Annotated in this window: 17 protein-coding genes; 3 read left to right on the top strand and 14 right to left on the bottom strand. The window is 45.1% G+C overall.

Features of this window, described 5'->3' with window-relative positions; all coding sequences use genetic code 11:
- The first annotated feature begins 19 nt into the window (after window positions 1-19).
- The 3 genes from LO761_RS05800 to LO761_RS05790 all read left to right on the top strand — a co-directional run bounded on the left by LO761_RS05800 (window position 20) and on the right by LO761_RS05790 (window position 961).
- Window positions 20-268 carry a hypothetical protein gene (locus LO761_RS05800; RefSeq protein ID WP_004345355.1) on the top strand — a complete coding sequence of 83 codons (249 nt, stop codon included), beginning with the start codon at window positions 20-22 and terminating at the stop codon, window positions 266-268.
- Between the two features lie 29 nt (window positions 269-297).
- Window positions 298-447 (top strand): hypothetical protein, encoded by a 150-nt coding sequence (locus LO761_RS05795; protein ID WP_004345356.1) that lies wholly within the window; start codon window positions 298-300, stop codon window positions 445-447.
- Between the two features lie 64 nt (window positions 448-511).
- Window positions 512-961, top strand: coding sequence for a hypothetical protein (locus LO761_RS05790; RefSeq protein WP_036927555.1), 450 nt, complete (start codon window positions 512-514; stop codon window positions 959-961).
- Window positions 962-1,103: 142 nt separating this feature from the next.
- Here LO761_RS05790 and LO761_RS05785 read toward each other — a convergent pair whose 3' ends face one another.
- The 14 genes from LO761_RS05785 to LO761_RS05720 all read right to left on the bottom strand — a co-directional run bounded on the left by LO761_RS05785 (window position 1,104) and on the right by LO761_RS05720 (window position 15,856).
- The gene (locus LO761_RS05785) at window positions 1,104-3,332 is read right to left on the bottom strand and encodes a hypothetical protein (protein ID WP_272817352.1); all 2,229 of its coding nucleotides are present in this window, start codon (window positions 3,330-3,332) and stop codon (window positions 1,104-1,106) included.
- A gap of 10 nt (window positions 3,333-3,342) precedes the next feature.
- Complete coding sequence (locus LO761_RS05780; RefSeq protein ID WP_004345359.1) at window positions 3,343-3,627, bottom strand: hypothetical protein; 285 nt, start codon at window positions 3,625-3,627, stop codon at window positions 3,343-3,345.
- Window positions 3,628-3,649: 22 nt separating this feature from the next.
- The gene (locus LO761_RS05775; RefSeq protein ID WP_272817351.1) at window positions 3,650-4,477 is read right to left on the bottom strand and encodes a M23 family metallopeptidase; all 828 of its coding nucleotides are present in this window, start codon (window positions 4,475-4,477) and stop codon (window positions 3,650-3,652) included.
- Window positions 4,478-4,510: 33 nt separating this feature from the next.
- On the bottom strand, window positions 4,511-5,710 hold the full coding sequence (locus LO761_RS05770; RefSeq protein ID WP_272817350.1) for a hypothetical protein: 1,200 nt from the start codon (window positions 5,708-5,710) through the stop codon (window positions 4,511-4,513).
- Between the two features lie 152 nt (window positions 5,711-5,862).
- Window positions 5,863-6,636 carry a hypothetical protein gene (locus tag LO761_RS05765; RefSeq protein ID WP_270777226.1) on the bottom strand — a complete coding sequence of 258 codons (774 nt, stop codon included), beginning with the start codon at window positions 6,634-6,636 and terminating at the stop codon, window positions 5,863-5,865.
- A 12-nt stretch (window positions 6,637-6,648) separates the two neighbouring features.
- Window positions 6,649-7,182 carry a hypothetical protein gene (locus LO761_RS05760; RefSeq protein ID WP_025065673.1) on the bottom strand — a complete coding sequence of 178 codons (534 nt, stop codon included), beginning with the start codon at window positions 7,180-7,182 and terminating at the stop codon, window positions 6,649-6,651.
- A 13-nt stretch (window positions 7,183-7,195) separates the two neighbouring features.
- Complete coding sequence (gene traN / locus LO761_RS05755; RefSeq protein WP_004345365.1) at window positions 7,196-8,044, bottom strand: conjugative transposon protein TraN; 849 nt, start codon at window positions 8,042-8,044, stop codon at window positions 7,196-7,198.
- 25 nt (window positions 8,045-8,069) lie between these two features.
- Window positions 8,070-9,389 (bottom strand): conjugative transposon protein TraM, encoded by a 1,320-nt coding sequence (locus LO761_RS05750; protein ID WP_025881757.1) that lies wholly within the window; start codon window positions 9,387-9,389, stop codon window positions 8,070-8,072.
- A 4-nt stretch (window positions 9,390-9,393) separates the two neighbouring features.
- The gene (locus LO761_RS05745) at window positions 9,394-9,717 is read right to left on the bottom strand and encodes a hypothetical protein (RefSeq protein ID WP_004345368.1); all 324 of its coding nucleotides are present in this window, start codon (window positions 9,715-9,717) and stop codon (window positions 9,394-9,396) included.
- Window positions 9,718-9,737: 20 nt separating this feature from the next.
- Window positions 9,738-10,355: a conjugative transposon protein TraK gene (gene traK, locus LO761_RS05740; protein ID WP_004345370.1), complete on the bottom strand. Its 618-nt coding sequence runs from the start codon at window positions 10,353-10,355 to the stop codon at window positions 9,738-9,740.
- A 12-nt stretch (window positions 10,356-10,367) separates the two neighbouring features.
- On the bottom strand, window positions 10,368-11,549 hold the full coding sequence (locus LO761_RS05735) for a hypothetical protein (protein ID WP_007411863.1): 1,182 nt from the start codon (window positions 11,547-11,549) through the stop codon (window positions 10,368-10,370).
- A 52-nt stretch (window positions 11,550-11,601) separates the two neighbouring features.
- A complete protein-coding gene (locus LO761_RS05730; RefSeq protein WP_004345374.1) occupies window positions 11,602-12,381 on the bottom strand; it encodes a DUF5045 domain-containing protein in 780 nt (259 codons plus the stop codon).
- Window positions 12,374-13,159: a hypothetical protein gene (locus LO761_RS05725; protein WP_272817349.1), complete on the bottom strand. Its 786-nt coding sequence runs from the start codon at window positions 13,157-13,159 to the stop codon at window positions 12,374-12,376. The genes LO761_RS05730 and LO761_RS05725 overlap by 8 nt, the downstream gene beginning before the upstream one ends.
- 63 nt (window positions 13,160-13,222) lie before the next feature.
- Window positions 13,223-15,856, bottom strand: coding sequence for a coiled-coil domain-containing protein (locus tag LO761_RS05720; RefSeq protein ID WP_272817348.1), 2,634 nt, complete (start codon window positions 15,854-15,856; stop codon window positions 13,223-13,225).
- Window positions 15,857-15,859: the final 3 nt, after the last annotated feature.

The following is a 15,859-nucleotide window of genomic DNA, read 5'->3' as shown; positions in this document are numbered from 1 at the left end:
ATAAAACGGAAGAACGATTATGGCATTTGAAATTGAAGTTGACAGAGAACATATTGAGAACACATTGTCCGTCACATATACGATGGGACAGATAAACTCATACATGGAGATTATCCGTGAACTCAAAGAAATACCTGAAGACAATGTGGTTGATATCCGAAAAACCATCGGGAGACTGCAAGACAGAATACAAATGCTGTTGGCGTTAAATCCGGAGGCGAAATTGGAATTGGAGACGGAACGGTCAGAAGGACTTAAAGATAAGTGAAACTCAAATAAAAAGAAAGGAAACATACTATGTTAGAATTAGTAGCATCGGCTCTGATATTGGGAGCAGGATTGAAAGCTATTGTGGGTGGTGACACCCGTCGAAAAGGCGGAAAGAAGAATAGCAACTACAAGGATGCTATGGGATGGTCACACGACAATCACAAGAAATTGTTTTAACGATAATCATTAACCCGTGGGTACGCTTTAATCGGCGTACTCATAACTTTTTATATACAACACGATGAAGAAGCTGAAATTATTTCTTACAGTAATGATGATATGTCTGGCAATTCCAAGCGAGGCACAGACGAGCTCTAAGGTTTTACAAAATTACTATATTTATGCTTCGATTGAGGTAAGATGGGCAAATAAAGCTACAGGAGAGCCTTGCTTTGTTATTTTAATATCACCAGGAGAAAATGGTCAGCAACGTCCAAGTATCTTGAAGAATAGTGAAGGTAAATATGTTATTGTCAGGAATATGATGGAAGGACTGGCATACTTAGAGGTGCAAGGATGGGAATTGCTTGAGCCAAGAACAGCTGCGGGTATAGGAAATTGGATTGTTAGACGAAAAACTTCTTTCGAAGAATTGGAGAGACTTGTAAAAGCAAATACAACCTATGAAGAAGTTGCTCCAAAAGTTCAACTAAATCTAAGTGAACAGACCTTAAAAGTAGATTATAAATAAACAGTTCTACTTGTAAGCTTCCATATATGGTTGTAAAATAGAACCTCATATTCAATTTACTTTATACGTATAAATAAAGCCCCCACCGACGCAACTAACTACGCCAGCAGGGGCCGCTAACAAGTAATATTGTAAACAAAATCTATTTTAATCCATAACTACGCTGTTGTTCCTGACTCTCTAACGCTGCCAAACTCTTATCATAAGTGTTTGAAGCCATGGATCTGTTCTCGTCATACTTCCTTAATACGGCATTTGCTAACGTGTTTAAAGGTATGGCTTTTTTCTCATATGCGTCGACAGCCGTGTCAGAAATGTTAATGACAACAGGTCGATTGTCTATATCTGCAATCAAAGAACGGCCTTTCATAAAAACATTATTTAATCTTGGATTGAGAGGTTCGTCAGCATATTGCTTGTAGTTTCTTGGAGTGGCTTTAGGAGTGGATAGGCCTAAGGCTTCGTGGCCGGCATTGTTCAAGAGATTGACACCTCCAAAACCCATCAGCATGAGCTTTAACAGTGGATTATGGCTGAACATTCCAGCGGCAACTGCTGCTAAAGGTAGTATGTTGTTCCCTATGGTGAACGAGGAAGATTTTCCTGTAAACATACTGATAAGCATATCAGGAAGCATTGCAAAGACATAGCCAAGGTTCTTTGTCACATCACTAACATTCAACCCTGCATTATCCAAATATTTACCCCATCCTGATGTCTGGAGCATATTGGAATAAGGAGAAGTCTCTGACATTGGATTTTTTATTTGTTGCGTCCCCATGGCCATGTCTTGATAATGTTGGGTGTTTAATGGTTCTGAAGAGGACACTGCACTTGAAACAACAGGCTGCGAGGCAGATTGACTGACAGCAGTATATGCCTTAGTCACTTCATTACTTTTCCTCTCCTGTCTTGATTCCTGATGGTTCCGATTATATACCGCCATTCTTGCCGCCTGCTTCTCGGCGTTTATCTTGTCTATCTGAACAGCAGCCCTTGCATAATCGCCGGCACGCTGTGAGACTTGTGCAAGTGTCATATTTCTGCCATTCAGATTCCAAACCGGCAAACCTTGTGTCGACATCTGCTTGGCAATGGAAAAAAACGAGGTGGCAAAAGCACGGCATTGTTTGGCTGTTTTGTTTAGCATCCAAGCGGGGATGGGTGCGCGGCTATCGTAAGGCAGAGCCTGATGGCTTAACGCTGTGGTAATGGTTTTCAAGAGCTTTCTTGAATTGCCATTTGTCGCTGTCAATAACTGACCAGAATCTTTATGAGTGACGGAATCACTCACATGAGGGCGTATCGGGGCAACCTTGATTTTTTTACCCAAGCCATCATTTACATTGGAAATGTATTCGGTACCGCTCTTCCTATATCCCAATGCACCCTTTTGGTATTTCCCCAATGTATCCTCATTGCCGAAAACCGCTTTGCTGTACTGCTTCTTGGCTGCATCAAGGCTGATTTTGGAAGAAGCCCAATAGTTGAATCCGGCATCGACAGCTGCACCTGAAATCAATCCTTTTACATAGGAAGCTTTAGTAGCTACTTTGTAAGCGGCCTTTTCTTCCAGCCAACCTCCGAATTTTACCGCACCTCCCTTCAGGGCATATCCGGCTGCTCCCTTGGCAGCAGCTTTCAATGGTACGGCAGCTACAGAACCGACAACATCCAATGCCGGTGCGTCCATAACAGCTCCAAAGGCAAAAGCCCCGGCTTTCTCCACTTTTGACGGCTTATAGAGTTTATTGCCCAGCTCACGATTCTCTTCTTCTGCAGGTGAGAGGTCGCGACCACGCATGAACCTACCGGCCAATGTCATCATAATAGAACTGTTGGCACCCTCTTTCAGGATATATTCCAAAGAGGACTTGGGCATATCGGTTCTGGCCAAATGCTCTTTGAGCAGCTCCATAAAACGAATCTGTCCATAGTGGACTGCGGGATCGACGAATTTCCGTTTTTCCACCTTTTCCAACTCCTCCTCAACTCTTATGTAGCCTTTTGTTCCTAACTTGGCGATAAGAGATTCCCGATACCTGTCTATCAAATGACCCCAGTCCTTTTGGAAGTTCTTGCCGGCAACAATCTTGTTTACGACCCCACCAATAAAATCGTCGAGATTTTTTTTGTTCCATTTCCCTGAAGACGATGCGTTCACATTTGCAGTCTGTACACGTATCATTCCTTGCATGACGGATCCGGCACCGATATTAGCCGGCATTTCATTGTAGGCCTTATAGAACTCTTCTGTCTGCTTACGGTGATAATATCTGTAATCCTTAGCGATGACAGGAGCACAATACTTGCTGAAGTATTGGTTAAAACAATACTCCAACTCTCCGAAATGTTGATTATTACGTGCCATGTGATGGTTTTTATATACCTAATAACTGTTTGCGTGCCTGCTCGATAGCCTTGTGGCAGACGTTCATCTGTTTGGGATAGAAACGTGCGAGCCAATCATCCAACAAGATTTCGTCATTGATGAACTTTACTGCCAGCTGGCGAGTGATCTCTATTGATTTCTCTCCTTTCTCCCTGCCATTGAACCATGCCTTCGTCCAACAGCGAGTCCCCGTCGTGTCGAAGTAGATGGATGCCTCGCGGCTGATGTCGTAACTATGAATGTCTATTTCAAGATTTTGCAAAGGATCCTCCATCAAGCCGTTGGCGGCTGCTTCTTCAGAAAGTTTTTTTTTGAGACTCGTCCCACGACTGGGGATAAATACCTTGACGGACGGCCAAGAATCCAAGAAAGTCCTCTATCAGGATTTCCTGAATCTTCTCTACCAAAGGGGCACTACGCCCGGATAATCCTAAAGGATTGCCCAAGTTGGGAATCGTCTCGTAAAAGTAGTTCTTATCGGCAGCTTTCGAGAGGATATTCTTCAGCGATGCTTCCATCTTTTTAGGAGGCGTATAGGCCTTTGTACGAAGTTCGTTCATGTAAGTGGGCAGCCAACGGAGCATCAATGCCATGATCTCATCCTGACAATCGTCATACTTGGTGACAATCTTCTTGTTCCCCAGGACTTCGGCTGTAGGCTGATGGGTAATACCCATGGCGGCCAACTGCTGTATGTTTGCCCAAATCATGGCAATAAAATTGTCAGGGTCAAGCTCTTTGCCGTTAAATCGGACTCCCATGTGCAGGAACTCACCGGCATGGGCAATCTCTTGCCCGGCCTTTACATTCGTACCATAAGGGGTGTAGGCCTCGGATATGTGTCCATAGGTAACCTCGTATTTGCCGTATCTGGTGATGATATAGTTTTCGTGAACCGCATCATGCCCGGCACCGATGACCATGCCGCTTGCAATGGCATACAAGGGTTTGTCCTTGATGGCATAATCAACACCTTGGTGCTGAAACTTCTCTCCTGTCTTGGGGTGGGTTTGTTCACCGAAAGGGAGGATGACATTCAGCTCTTCTTTTTCGTCTAAAGCAAAAGGCATCATGAAGCCGCTTGCGGACTCCAGGAGCATGTCCTTATAATCTGTTGCGTCCATATATTATACTTGTTAGCTTGTTAATTTTTAACTTCATATTCCACGAGAGCGTCGCACCACCGGCTCTTCCGATACTGAAAAATCTACCTGTGATACAGACTGTCCTGCTGATACAGCTGGTGCGGCAGCATAACGTTGCATCTGCTGCATAGGCTGGCTCTCCGATTGTCGATGGTTGATGTTGCGCATGGTCATACCGCCCAACATCAGACTGGCCATCTTGCCAAGCCAACCAAAAGGCCCGAACATCATGTAAGATGAAAGTGCCAGGGATGCTAAATTCATCTTTGAGACATTGCCTCCCGTAAGTTCATTGGAAATGGAATGTACACCGTTCACCATCGTACCTGTAAGTCCTCCTTGTTGTGGAACACCTTGTGTCATTCCCGAGCCCATTATTTGGGATGTTGACGGATATTGGGGAGTCGTGGGATCATAGTAACCTCCGTTGCCGTTCGATACCATACCATTACCCGAAAAATACTGACCAATCTGCTCTTTGCCTGTCTCGTAGAGATGAGCCCCTTCACCCAAGACAGAGGAAACGCCACCTTTAACGCCTTGATATACCCCGGCAGCTTCACCTGCAACGGAACCTACCCCGGAACTGACCTTCCCATAAGTGCCATCACCGAAAAGAACATCCGTCAGATTTGCGACCATGCCGACCTCGTTTCCTTGACCGTCCACTTTCTTGCCCAATGTCGTTTCTCCAAGAACACCGACAAGACCTTTTTTGGCAGCATCCTCACCGCCTAAGGACTTCATCATGTCCGGTAGCAGGGTGCGCCCTGTCAGCTGGCGGTAGGCAACGGAAGAAAGAATAAGGCTTGCCACAGGGTGGTTTGCCGAATATTTTGCATATTGACCTGCCCATCCGGCTGTCTTATTGATTACCTTTCCACCTTCGCGCCAACCAACCTTTGCCGCATTCTTAAGTGTCTCCTTATTGATGAGGGCTGCTTTTTTCGCGGTCTCTTCAGCAACCTTTTCAGCTGCTTTTGTAGAATGGACAACACTCTGTCCGGTTGCCTTGGTGCCATCGACCATGATTCGTTCTGTCTTTTGAGCGGTTTTAGATCCGATATGCTCGGCTGACTTGAAACCGGTCTTGAATTGGGGCAGGCTTTTTTCCCAACTCTTAAAACCTGACTCCACCTTGGTCGCCTTGCCTCCCATGGACTCTATCCACTTGGTATAGTTGGCCTTGCTGGCATAACGCCCTTCCTTCATAGCTGCATTGGCCAAAGCCCTACCGACAGATTTTTCAGCACTTTCCGCTGATTTCTCTGCAAACTTAACTCCTACCTTGGCAAGCGGCTTTTCTGCAACTTTGGCGGCTGCTTTACCAAGTTCTTTCATCCAGCCCATAATCTTCTGTATTTTTAGTTAGAATATTTTATTTGAACGATCGCACGTGCCTTATGGCTTTCCGTCTTCGGGGTCTCTATGATACCACCGTTGGCAGAGGAGCAAAGCCATGCTTGTAAACCGCTATTTTCGCTTACTTCAGTGGAAGTCCAATACCAACAGTCTCCATCTAAAGCTATCGGCGTGCCACCTAATCTTTCTATGACGGGATTGATGCTTCTGGCAGAGATATTCAGTAGACGCTGCTCCGCAACGCTGGGTAAGAAGTCACTCTGACCACCAGCATGGAAAGTAAAGAGCTTCATGGCCAGCGGGCTGCCTTTCTTTGTCCCGGCATTATAACTCTTCTGCATGGCTCGTGTATTGGCAGAGCCGTCAAAAGCGGTAAGGCTGCCGCTCGTTCCGTTGGGAAGGCCAACAGAATCACAGAAGACTTCATTAAGCTCTTTCAACATGACTGCCATGAGCGGATGGTCTTCCGTCTGTTCTGCAAAAACAACCCCCACGGCCTTATGGGTAGTTTGAGAAAAGTAGGTCTCCGGATCCATACAACTATGGTTCTCACACAAGATATATCCTACATGGATTGCATTGTCGGCAGGCTGATAATCGTCACATGAACTAAAAGCCATGAGAACAACCAATACGGCAAGTCCCCATACTGCTCTGTTTTTGTGGCGAAATCTCTTATGTGAAGACTGGTGGCGTACTCTATAAGAGACACGCATGATCCTGCGAGAAAGTCTTATCACACGCATAATCGCCATAAGCATTTTGTATATGTTCATATCTATCTTTGTTTATAATGGAATCTTAACGCCGACGGCTCCACCGGTACGGAATAAATCCTTGCCTCGCATCGTTACATCTTCCTTTACCTGAAAGAAAACACTCCAGCCATTATAGAGATTGAAGGTATGTTCGTAGCCAAGAGACCCAACACCGACAAACTTGTGCAAGTCACTGCCGCCACTCACACCGATTCTGATGTTGCCATGATGGTTACGGCCACGTGTCACGCAGGGCTTATAGGCAAAACCGACATTCCAAATGTTGTAATTGTGCCAAAAAGATTTCTTGGTGACATAACCTGCTTCAGGGTCGGTCTCATACTGAATGTAGTAGTTCGCAAAATACTCCATTGCGTTGTGATAGTTCATTTCATGCTCATATGCCAGTGTAGCTTCAAATCCTTTCGGGTAGGATGCCCCTATGCCAACCATTAAATGGTTACCATGTCCCTGCCCCATAGCAGAGACGCCAAACAGACTGAAAAGAAAAAAAACTATTGCCCTTGAAGACAGAAAATGGAAAAACTCTTTATGGATTTTCATAACGCTCCCTTTCTTATTGTTCTTTCAAAAGTAACGTGTCGAAAGAATCGGCACTTAATACATCCTCATAATCCAAATTCAGTGAAATGGCCCGACCGCTAATCTGTTTCTCTGACAACTCCAATGTAAGTACCTTATCATTGGGGAATGTCATCTTCTTCAGGACGATCACATTACGATAACCTTTTCTGAACTTTACAGAGCGGTCAAGAATAAATGCAGGTTTCAATTCAATAATCTGTACATTGGTGGACTTTTCCTGCTTCTTATCCTGGAGCTTTACACGCAATTCGTCTATATCAAATGGCAGATTCGTTTTGTTCTCCACGGAGAAATCAATGAAGAAGTACTCGCCGACAACATAGATATTATTTAAACGCATAATCATCTTATCCTTTTTGGTGAATGTACTTCGGTATTTGGCCGGAGTGTTCCAGACTTTCATGCAATAAGAAGCCATGTCAATAGTAGACATACTTATTTCAGGATTATGAAAAGCATTGCGTTCCACAAGCTCCACTTCTTTATCTGAAACGGCTTCTTCAAGACGGTGTGTATAGATGAGCGCATATTGAACCCTGTAACGCTCGGTGATAATTGTAACAATACCCAATACATCACCATCTTCATGATTGCCAGACACGGGCTTTATACGTATCACATTATCCAAAGGCTTATCACCTATCACAGAATCGGTAGATATATCGACCAGCCGTATTGGTTCGGAAGCCGTGACAATGGTAGAAACTTTTTCGTTTACCGTCAACACTTCCATGTCAGAATAAGTCTTTTGTGCATGTGCACTTAGAACAGAGGTACACATTACCAAGACTGCAATGATTTTCTTCTTAAAAATTTTCATGTCTTTTATTTTTCTTGTTAGCGTTTTACTTTCTTTGTCTCTTCTCTTGCTGGCTTCCGTCTATCAGATAAACGAGCGTGCCATACTTCAGCTTCACCCTGTTCCTGCGAATGACTTTGCCTACGGCATTCATCACCTGCTGCGAGGCATTCTGTACAGCTTGGCTGGCCCAACCCTTGACCCCTGTTGAAGAGGTGGTGTTGTCTACGATGTTCGTTCCGCCCTGCGTAGCTGAACCAAGAATTTCCTTGCCGGTCTCTTTAAAGGAGGACAATGGAACATAAAGCCCTTCCTGACCGTCCGTGTCATAGATGGAAAGGCTGACGCGGATAATCTCTTCTTTGCTGAAAATGCTTTGCACGGTTCCTTTCACTCGCTGATGCCCGAAACCTGACATCTGGGCATAGAGATAAGTCCCTTTCTTGACGGTCATATCGCCAATTTCCACATCATCCAACAAGCGAAGGCGCACACGGCTGCCCTCCTGTGCTTTCACATCCTCGTCGATGATGGCTTTAATGAGCTTGGACTCTTCTGTGGAAGAAGAGGAAATGGTATTGAAATAGTCAGAAGAAATCTTTCTTTTCTTGACTACCTTTTCAGGTACTCCCTCCGGCTGTTCTCCTGCCCCACGAACATTATCGTCCGTTCTGGAAGAAGCCAAAGAGCCGTTATTTCCATAAGATAGGTTGTTAGCACCGTTCTGCGAACCGGCTACGGGCAGACCATATTCGCCATCACCCCCATAACTGTCTTCATTGCCATATCTGACACGACGTGAAGGGGAACCGAAAGCGACACCATTGAGATCTTCATTTATATTCTCCATCTCACGCTGTCTTCTCCTACGGTCAAGACGTGCAATCTCGGAGTCGTTGACAGGAGCGACAAAATTATCGGTTGACGAAGAACTGCGAGAGTGGGCATTACCTCGACGGACACGATCTTGCATCTCTCGTATCCTACGCTGTTCTTCCTGCTGCGCACGTTGCCGTTCCTGCTGCCGTTGAACCATTTCCGCTTCCCGGGCACTGTATTGCGAGTTGTAATCCTCTTTTTTATTGATAGAATCCCTATCGTTTTCAATATTCTCAACACCCGAAAGGTCGTTGATTTGTCCATACTCACGCTCGGCATTGTCCAACTTGCCACCCAATACACTGTCTGTATTGGCTGCGGGGAGGTCGGAATTCAAATAATCCGTTGTTTTCAAACGAGGGTCATTATCGGATACATCAGTATTTACAGTATCAATAATGAAATATCCCACAAACAAAATCAACGGGTATAGAATTGCGGGAAAGACATATTTTCGGTCTTTGAAATTAATTTTCTTTACATCCATTTTACTATCTATTTATGATACGTCTTTGATGTAATGCGGAATCTACCTGCTCTACGGCAGTAGATCGGTGAGTCTTAGAAGCGTTGTAGCTACGTACCATATTGAAGATATTAATGGCAAAACAACCTATCACAATACCGAATACGGTAACGAGGAAACCTACACGATGGCGGTTGGCCAACGTCTGTATCTTCATGGCCAGCCAACTCAAACCGCTCTTGTCTGCAAACTGTTTACCGGCTTCCACTTCTCTTTCATAACGCTCCTTATATTTCGGGTCGTTCTTGTCTGGCATAGGTTCGCCCATAATGATTTTCTTCAGTCCCATAAATGTTCAATACTTTAATGTTAGAAATTGGTTTTCTGATTCTCGGAGAGATCCTTATTGACAAGCGTCCTCCAGCCAAAGATGATAAAGCCATGAGGATTGTTCTCTGTGCGCGGAACCCTCCTTAGGCTTCCGGCGGTAATGAGCTGACGCATCAAGATACTTGTACGACGCTCAATGCGTTGGCGGCCATAGTAGGTAAAGGTCATCTTCTGTTTGTCTAACTTGATGGAATCACAGAAAATGCTGCATATCGTACTCGTTCCGATGATATTGTTATAAAAGCCTTTTTCCTTCAAGGCGTTGTACTGCGCAAGACCGGACTCGTCTATAAGGTACATGGCTTTCTTGATGGTATAATCAATATACTTGTCATCGGGAGCCAATGTAAAGAAGAGATTATGGAACATCTCCACATGGCTCTTTGCTTCCACTTCAAAAGTCTCGTCCATGGTAGTCTGTTTGACAAGAATGGGCACGGTGCCATCAAGGACATAAATCTTCTTATGGGCATCAGCGACCATGCCTCTGGCAACAAAAAGGCTCCCAAGGCTGATAACGACACAACCTATCAAAAACAGGCTAGTAATAATCAACACCAACTTTATCTTGTTTTCTAATTTCTTTAATACAGCCATAGCATTGTCATTTTAATGTATTCGGGGCATAACAGACATGGCACTTGACTTGACGGAGGATGCCACCCCTTCACCAAAGTTGCGGGTAGAGAAGGCGGTGTCGCCTTCAGGGATCATCCATGCGGCAAGGTCTGGAACCAAGTTCAGGCATCTCAAAGCAACCACGGAAGCTGCAAGGAGATAGCCACAAGTCAGGAAGGCATTTTGTATATAGCCGTTAATTGTACCAGTAGATGATGTAATGGCGGTAAGATTTTCTACCTGAACACTGATAACAATGTCAAACAGCAGCAGCACATAGAAACCTACGAAATAGAGCATGGCTCCATAGAAATGGACTGTCAGGTAACGGATGAGCCACTTAGCCCATGCTCCTTCCCATTTAGGAAGAACGGAAAACGCCCATTGGATAGGGCCGAAGATAGTCAGCATGCCCAATAATATCTGCTGACAGAATATGGTGGCCCACCAGCCGACCCGATACAGTACCAGCGCAAGAAACATTACTATCTTATCAAAGCCAATGATGAGACCGGCAAAGACTGATGACTTTTTGGCCCTTGCAGCAGCCTTGATACCTTCAACAGCATCGCTACCAGAGGTATATTTTGTTAAAGCATCAATACTTGCATCATTTTGCAATCCTTCTGATGCAGCTTCTACTTCTGCCGCTTTTTGATACATCGTATCGCGTTTCTGCAGCAACGGCATCAATTCGTTGTATTTTTCACTGACCTGCACGGCTTCTGCCTCATAGAGGTCGTGGGTGTAGCTTCCTATACAGTTGGGTATATAGGCTAAGGCATCCAAGATGCTGCCATTGCCACTGCCCATACCGGTCATGCTGGGGGGATACCAAAAAATCATGATGAGCGCAATACCCATTACTTTGAGTATCTTGAATACATCGACGGCTTCACCCTTAACCATCATTTTGTAAGCCATGCTGGCTCCTACGATAATAGAGAACAAGGCTCCTAATGCCATGCTCATTTGAAGTATCCACCAGAACGGACCTTGTGTCCCGATAAAATCTGGATTACATAAAAACTCATTGGTCTGAAAGACAACGTTGTCGATGTCTTCCTCAAACAGATCAACTCCAATAGTCTGGGATAAGTCGGAAATCGTATTCGACAATCCTTGAAGCGAACCTGATGGCTGTGCTTGTAATAATAAGGAACTGAATGCCATAATTGATTTTCTTACTTGTTAGCTTATATTTTGTTTTATACTTTATTATCTTCTACTTTTTGTAGTTCTTGCTGGAAAAACCATCTACGGCCATCGCCACTTTCCAACGGTTCAGGGCATTGAAAGCTACCGTGTTGATAGATGAAAGTCGCTGGGGAGACTTGCTGTTCTTCTGCATTTCCTTTGCGGATTTTACGCTGTTCCAAGCGAGCAGCTGCTTGGTAAGTTGGTAATTACGCCTGACCACATCCCTATAGATGGCCATGTACTCCTTTTTCCTGCGTCCTAAGTCCTGATAGGACTCACGGGTAATCTTGATGGCGGTTTGAAGGCAGTTATAGATGTTCTTCCACTGACGATAGTCTTCTGCCGTTCCACCGTAGGGCATGATTTTATTGATGTTCTTCTGAAAGATGTCCAACTTGCCCTCTATCTTGCCTTTCTCGACCGTCCATGCCATATCGGTCATGGGGCTGCGGTCAACGATATTCTGTGCTTCCACCTTGGCACGACGGGAGGTCAAGGCTTTGATGCTGTCGGAATAGACCTTTTCGTCTGCCACACGGGCTTTCATGTGAAGACGGAAAATCTGCTTATTCTCTGCATTGGCTGTCCTTTGATATTTCTTGTGGAATGCGTTGTAATAGTAGCGTGGGGTCAAAGCCCCTGCACCGGTTTCCATTGTGGTGAACTGCTGCATGATGTACTCCTCATGGTTTTTCGTGACTTGCACATAACCTTGGCTGAAAGCCGGAAGAACTGTTGCCTGCAGTCCTATCAAGAGCGTAATCCTGTTCCTAAGCAGGATATGTATTCTTTTGAATTTAGTCATAGTGTCTTCCTCCTATGATACCGCCACCACCCAATGGGGCGTGCTGGAATGACCTGTGTTGCTCCAAGCATTGAAATGCCTGGACGGAATTGCCAAGCCATCGCCCCAAAGCATCGTTGGCAATATCCTTGATACTCCTTGCCATATAAAATTCTTTCTTCCAAAATCCCATCCTTACGGTCATATATGCCCACAATTCCATGTAGGAATGCCTGATGCTACTTTCTATTTTATCAATAGAATCATTGATGTCATTAAGAATAATCATCAAATCAGACGTAGTACAGTTTCTTACACCTGACACGAGTTCTGACAACTCCAAATAAGACTTCCTTAGCTCTGAAACACCCTTAAAGACTCCTTCGACAGCTCGTTGGCTGGCATTAAGGATGATGGTGTCACTTGACCAAACGGCTCCATGCAGGAGAATTTCCTTTTTATAGGTGTCCAAAAGCTTATAATAGGCGGAAAGGTTTCTTTTGCAGTTGCCAAAGCTGTTGTAAGCGTGGAAGCCTGTTGCAGTACCGTTCAGAATGAGGTCGATGATGTCGAAACACTTCCTGTATCTGTCCAACTTCTTGTTAACCGAAGTATAGTCTTCCATTGTCTTCATACTCTTCTTATGATAGGCACGCACACCTTCCTCTGCGAGAGCACGTAACTCCAACATGGCCTTAACCGTCTTGTGATTACTGATCATGGCTTCCAAAGAGGCAGGGTCAGTAGGTAAGTCTATTGCCTTGGCTTCTTTTGGAATGAAAAGAAGGCATAAACTCATCAACGATATGTATATCCATTTGTTCATGTCTGCTGTTATCTATGTTAATGTCTTAATTGCTGCCTATGGCTTTGCTTTTTGAGAAGTGGGGCTTGAAGAAGCTTTCTTGGCTTTGTCACTTGCGTCCGTCCATCGCCCTAAGGCGTATTCGGCAATAGTGCCACGGGACTTTCTCGTAATGGGATTCAACAGTTGGTTAGTCAGGAAATCTTTGATAGTCTGGCGGTCATTCATGACCTTTTCCAAAAGAACTAACTGGGAATAGATGACGCTAAGCTGATATTCCACATCCCTTGCTACATCTAACCGGTCGCTTGCCCAAAGCAGATGAATGGCATCTGAACCTTCCTCATTAGGCATATTCTTGGCATAGTTGTATCTCACCGTGATGGAACAGTCCGGCATGTCTTCCATCAACTGTTTCTGACGCTCGTTGACTTTCGCGGCACGCTCTTTTTCGGACAGACTCATATCAAGATTCATCGTCTCTATGACATTCTCTGCTGAATAGGCGGCAGAGAGCTTGTAATCGACACTCAATATGGCACGGTGGATGCGGATGCCAAGGAAATGCTTGGGCTTCGATTGGAGCTTCAAGACTGCCGTATAGGTCACCTGGCTCTTTACCTGTGCGCAATAGGCATGACGGACAAAGATGTATTGGCCATCGCCGTTAACCCATTCTCCGGCATCTTGCCAGGAAAGCTGGAACAGACTCTCCAACTCTCTCATATTGGAATTGATTCGGTAAGGACCGCCATTATCTTCACTAAGATCTTTATAGTATTCCGCTATGGCGTTGTCTATCTGCGCCAAGTTGGATTGAACCTGCGAAAGCTGACGTTTCAATGCAGCTTGGTTGTTGCTGATAGCGTCATATTGTGCACGGAGCGCGGCAACCTTGTTGTTATCGTGGGCCATCTTGGCTTGGTTCATCTGGGAGACCAATGAACTCATCTGTTTGTCCATGGAGCGAATCTGATTTTCAAGGCTATTAATCTCGTCCTGACAGCCTTTCTTTTTCTGCTGTAGCTCGTTGGCCCCATTCGTGCTCACCTGTGTATAGTCCAAAGCGAAATTCTTCGATTTGGGGTCTTCCAAGTGACTTCCCTGATTTCCATTCTCTTTCCAATTAAATGACCCCTCTGCAAGGGTTGCACCATCGTCGCACTTGGCTAAAAACACTACGGAGTTGCAGCCTTTCATCTTGTTCTCGTCTGCTATGGTGTAGTATTTCCTGGCATCGAAGCCTAACTTATACACAACGCGTTGGGAAGCGGCTTTGTCGCTCTCCAAGCTGTTGTAGTATTTGAGTTGGCTCTCCATACGCTTTCTGAATGTTTCTTCGTCCATAGACTCGGAATCGAAAATCTCTTCATGCACCTCGTGCTTGATGTTCCATGAGTCTGTCACCGTCATATACACTGTCCAGTGTTTGCCTCGCCAATGTCTTGAATGGCTGAAAGTACCTCCCTTTTTATCATATGAATAAGTGTAGGAGGCTGTTTCGTATTTTAGGGTTATTGTATGGCCGGGATTGTTCCTTTCATATTCACCTTTTCGTGTAGGACTCCAGCCAGTGGCACTTTCTGCAGCAGCCTTCAACTGATTGTATTCAGAAGTGGTGAGCGTGGGATAGTCTGGCGTACCGGTCCTCATATAATTCTCCTTAAAGAGCCAGTTGTCCCAATGATCGCTGTTGTTCGTATTCGAAGGATGGGAGGGATGGTAGGTAGCAACCACTTTCTGACCTTTATCCTCTGAATAGATATACCAGCGTTGCTTGTAGTGCTGGCCTTGCAACTCCTTGATATAGTTGCTCACATAACCCGTGATGCTGTAATTGTCTACTTGGAACAGACGTGAAACGGCATCTGCACTATTCGAACCGATGACACTCATCAAAATGGCCTTGACATTTCCGGCATTGCGGATGCTTTCATATTTGCTCCGAAAAGTCTGATATAACTGGTAAATCTCACTTGGCTTGGATTTGAAGATCCTGCCAATGGCGGAGAAGTCCCTCATATTGCTGTCCACAGCACCTTTTCCTGCGGTCGCAAGTACACCTCCGAGTTTGCCGATGTCGTTCTTGATATCCTCCTTGGCTGCTTTGATGTTGAAATCTCCGACTTTCTCCAAGAGTTCTTTCCAGTTGACATTGCCAAGCTGGGCCAAGTCAAAGACTTTTTGCAGCTTCTCGTTGATAACCAAGAAAGTTACATCCTTGAACGACAATTTTCCATTAGTAACGACAAGTTCAAACTGCTTGCAGAGCTGCTCGACATTCTTGGTGGTCTTGAACAGGTATGGCCCCCAATAGAGGGCATTGTCGGGTTGTTTGACCATCTTGGCTGCAACGACAATGAGCTTGGGCATGATGCCGTCCTTCACCAAATAGAGGATGCGTTGGTAATAGTAGTTCTCATCGCTGCCGAAAACTCCGACTTCACGCATGGCGTTCCTGTCTTTCAACTTTGACAGGTAGATGCCGGCTGTGGAAAGGCTGGCCTTGGTGTAGTGTCCTAAGATGGAGTCTACATCAGAGGCTGTCTTCCGTTCTGTCTCTTCCTCTATCGCATATGCGGCGGTCATGGCTGCCACGGTCTTCGCATCAATGTTGATGGCATGATACGACTGCGCTGACATGGATGTCACCGAGAGGATCAAAAGGATGATAGCGATGAAACGACGCATATG

The organism is Phocaeicola oris (assembly GCF_021295095.1).
GTDB classification, from domain to species: Bacteria; Bacteroidota; Bacteroidia; order Bacteroidales; family Bacteroidaceae; genus Phocaeicola; species Phocaeicola oris.
Note: the sequence above shows the minus strand (reverse complement) of the source record. Positions and strands in the feature narration are given on the sequence as shown.

Coding starts and splice junctions, on each gene's coding strand:
- LO761_RS05720 (WP_272817348.1), bottom strand. CDS start 15,856: ATGCGTCGTTTCATCGCTATCATCCTTTTGATCCTCTCGGTGACATCC.
- LO761_RS05725 (WP_272817349.1), bottom strand. CDS start 13,159: ATGAGTTTATGCCTTCTTTTCATTCCAAAAGAAGCCAAGGCAATAGAC.
- LO761_RS05750 (WP_025881757.1), bottom strand. CDS start 9,389: ATGGATGTAAAGAAAATTAATTTCAAAGACCGAAAATATGTCTTTCCC.
- LO761_RS05730 (WP_004345374.1), bottom strand. CDS start 12,381: ATGACTAAATTCAAAAGAATACATATCCTGCTTAGGAACAGGATTACG.
- LO761_RS05765 (WP_270777226.1), bottom strand. CDS start 6,636: ATGAACATATACAAAATGCTTATGGCGATTATGCGTGTGATAAGACTT.
- LO761_RS05770 (WP_272817350.1), bottom strand. CDS start 5,710: ATGAAGGAAGGGCGTTATGCCAGCAAGGCCAACTATACCAAGTGGATA.
- LO761_RS05745 (WP_004345368.1), bottom strand. CDS start 9,717: ATGGGACTGAAGAAAATCATTATGGGCGAACCTATGCCAGACAAGAAC.
- LO761_RS05775 (WP_272817351.1), bottom strand. CDS start 4,477: ATGGACGCAACAGATTATAAGGACATGCTCCTGGAGTCCGCAAGCGGC.
- LO761_RS05780 (WP_004345359.1), bottom strand. CDS start 3,627: ATGGAGGATCCTTTGCAAAATCTTGAAATAGACATTCATAGTTACGAC.
- LO761_RS05785 (WP_272817352.1), bottom strand. CDS start 3,332: ATGGCACGTAATAATCAACATTTCGGAGAGTTGGAGTATTGTTTTAAC.
- LO761_RS05790 (WP_036927555.1), top strand. CDS start 512: ATGAAGAAGCTGAAATTATTTCTTACAGTAATGATGATATGTCTGGCA.
- LO761_RS05800 (WP_004345355.1), top strand. CDS start 20: ATGGCATTTGAAATTGAAGTTGACAGAGAACATATTGAGAACACATTG.
- LO761_RS05760 (WP_025065673.1), bottom strand. CDS start 7,182: ATGAAAATCCATAAAGAGTTTTTCCATTTTCTGTCTTCAAGGGCAATA.
- traN (WP_004345365.1), bottom strand. CDS start 8,044: ATGAAAATTTTTAAGAAGAAAATCATTGCAGTCTTGGTAATGTGTACC.
- traK (WP_004345370.1), bottom strand. CDS start 10,355: ATGGCTGTATTAAAGAAATTAGAAAACAAGATAAAGTTGGTGTTGATT.
- LO761_RS05795 (WP_004345356.1), top strand. CDS start 298: ATGTTAGAATTAGTAGCATCGGCTCTGATATTGGGAGCAGGATTGAAA.
- LO761_RS05735 (WP_007411863.1), bottom strand. CDS start 11,549: ATGGCATTCAGTTCCTTATTATTACAAGCACAGCCATCAGGTTCGCTT.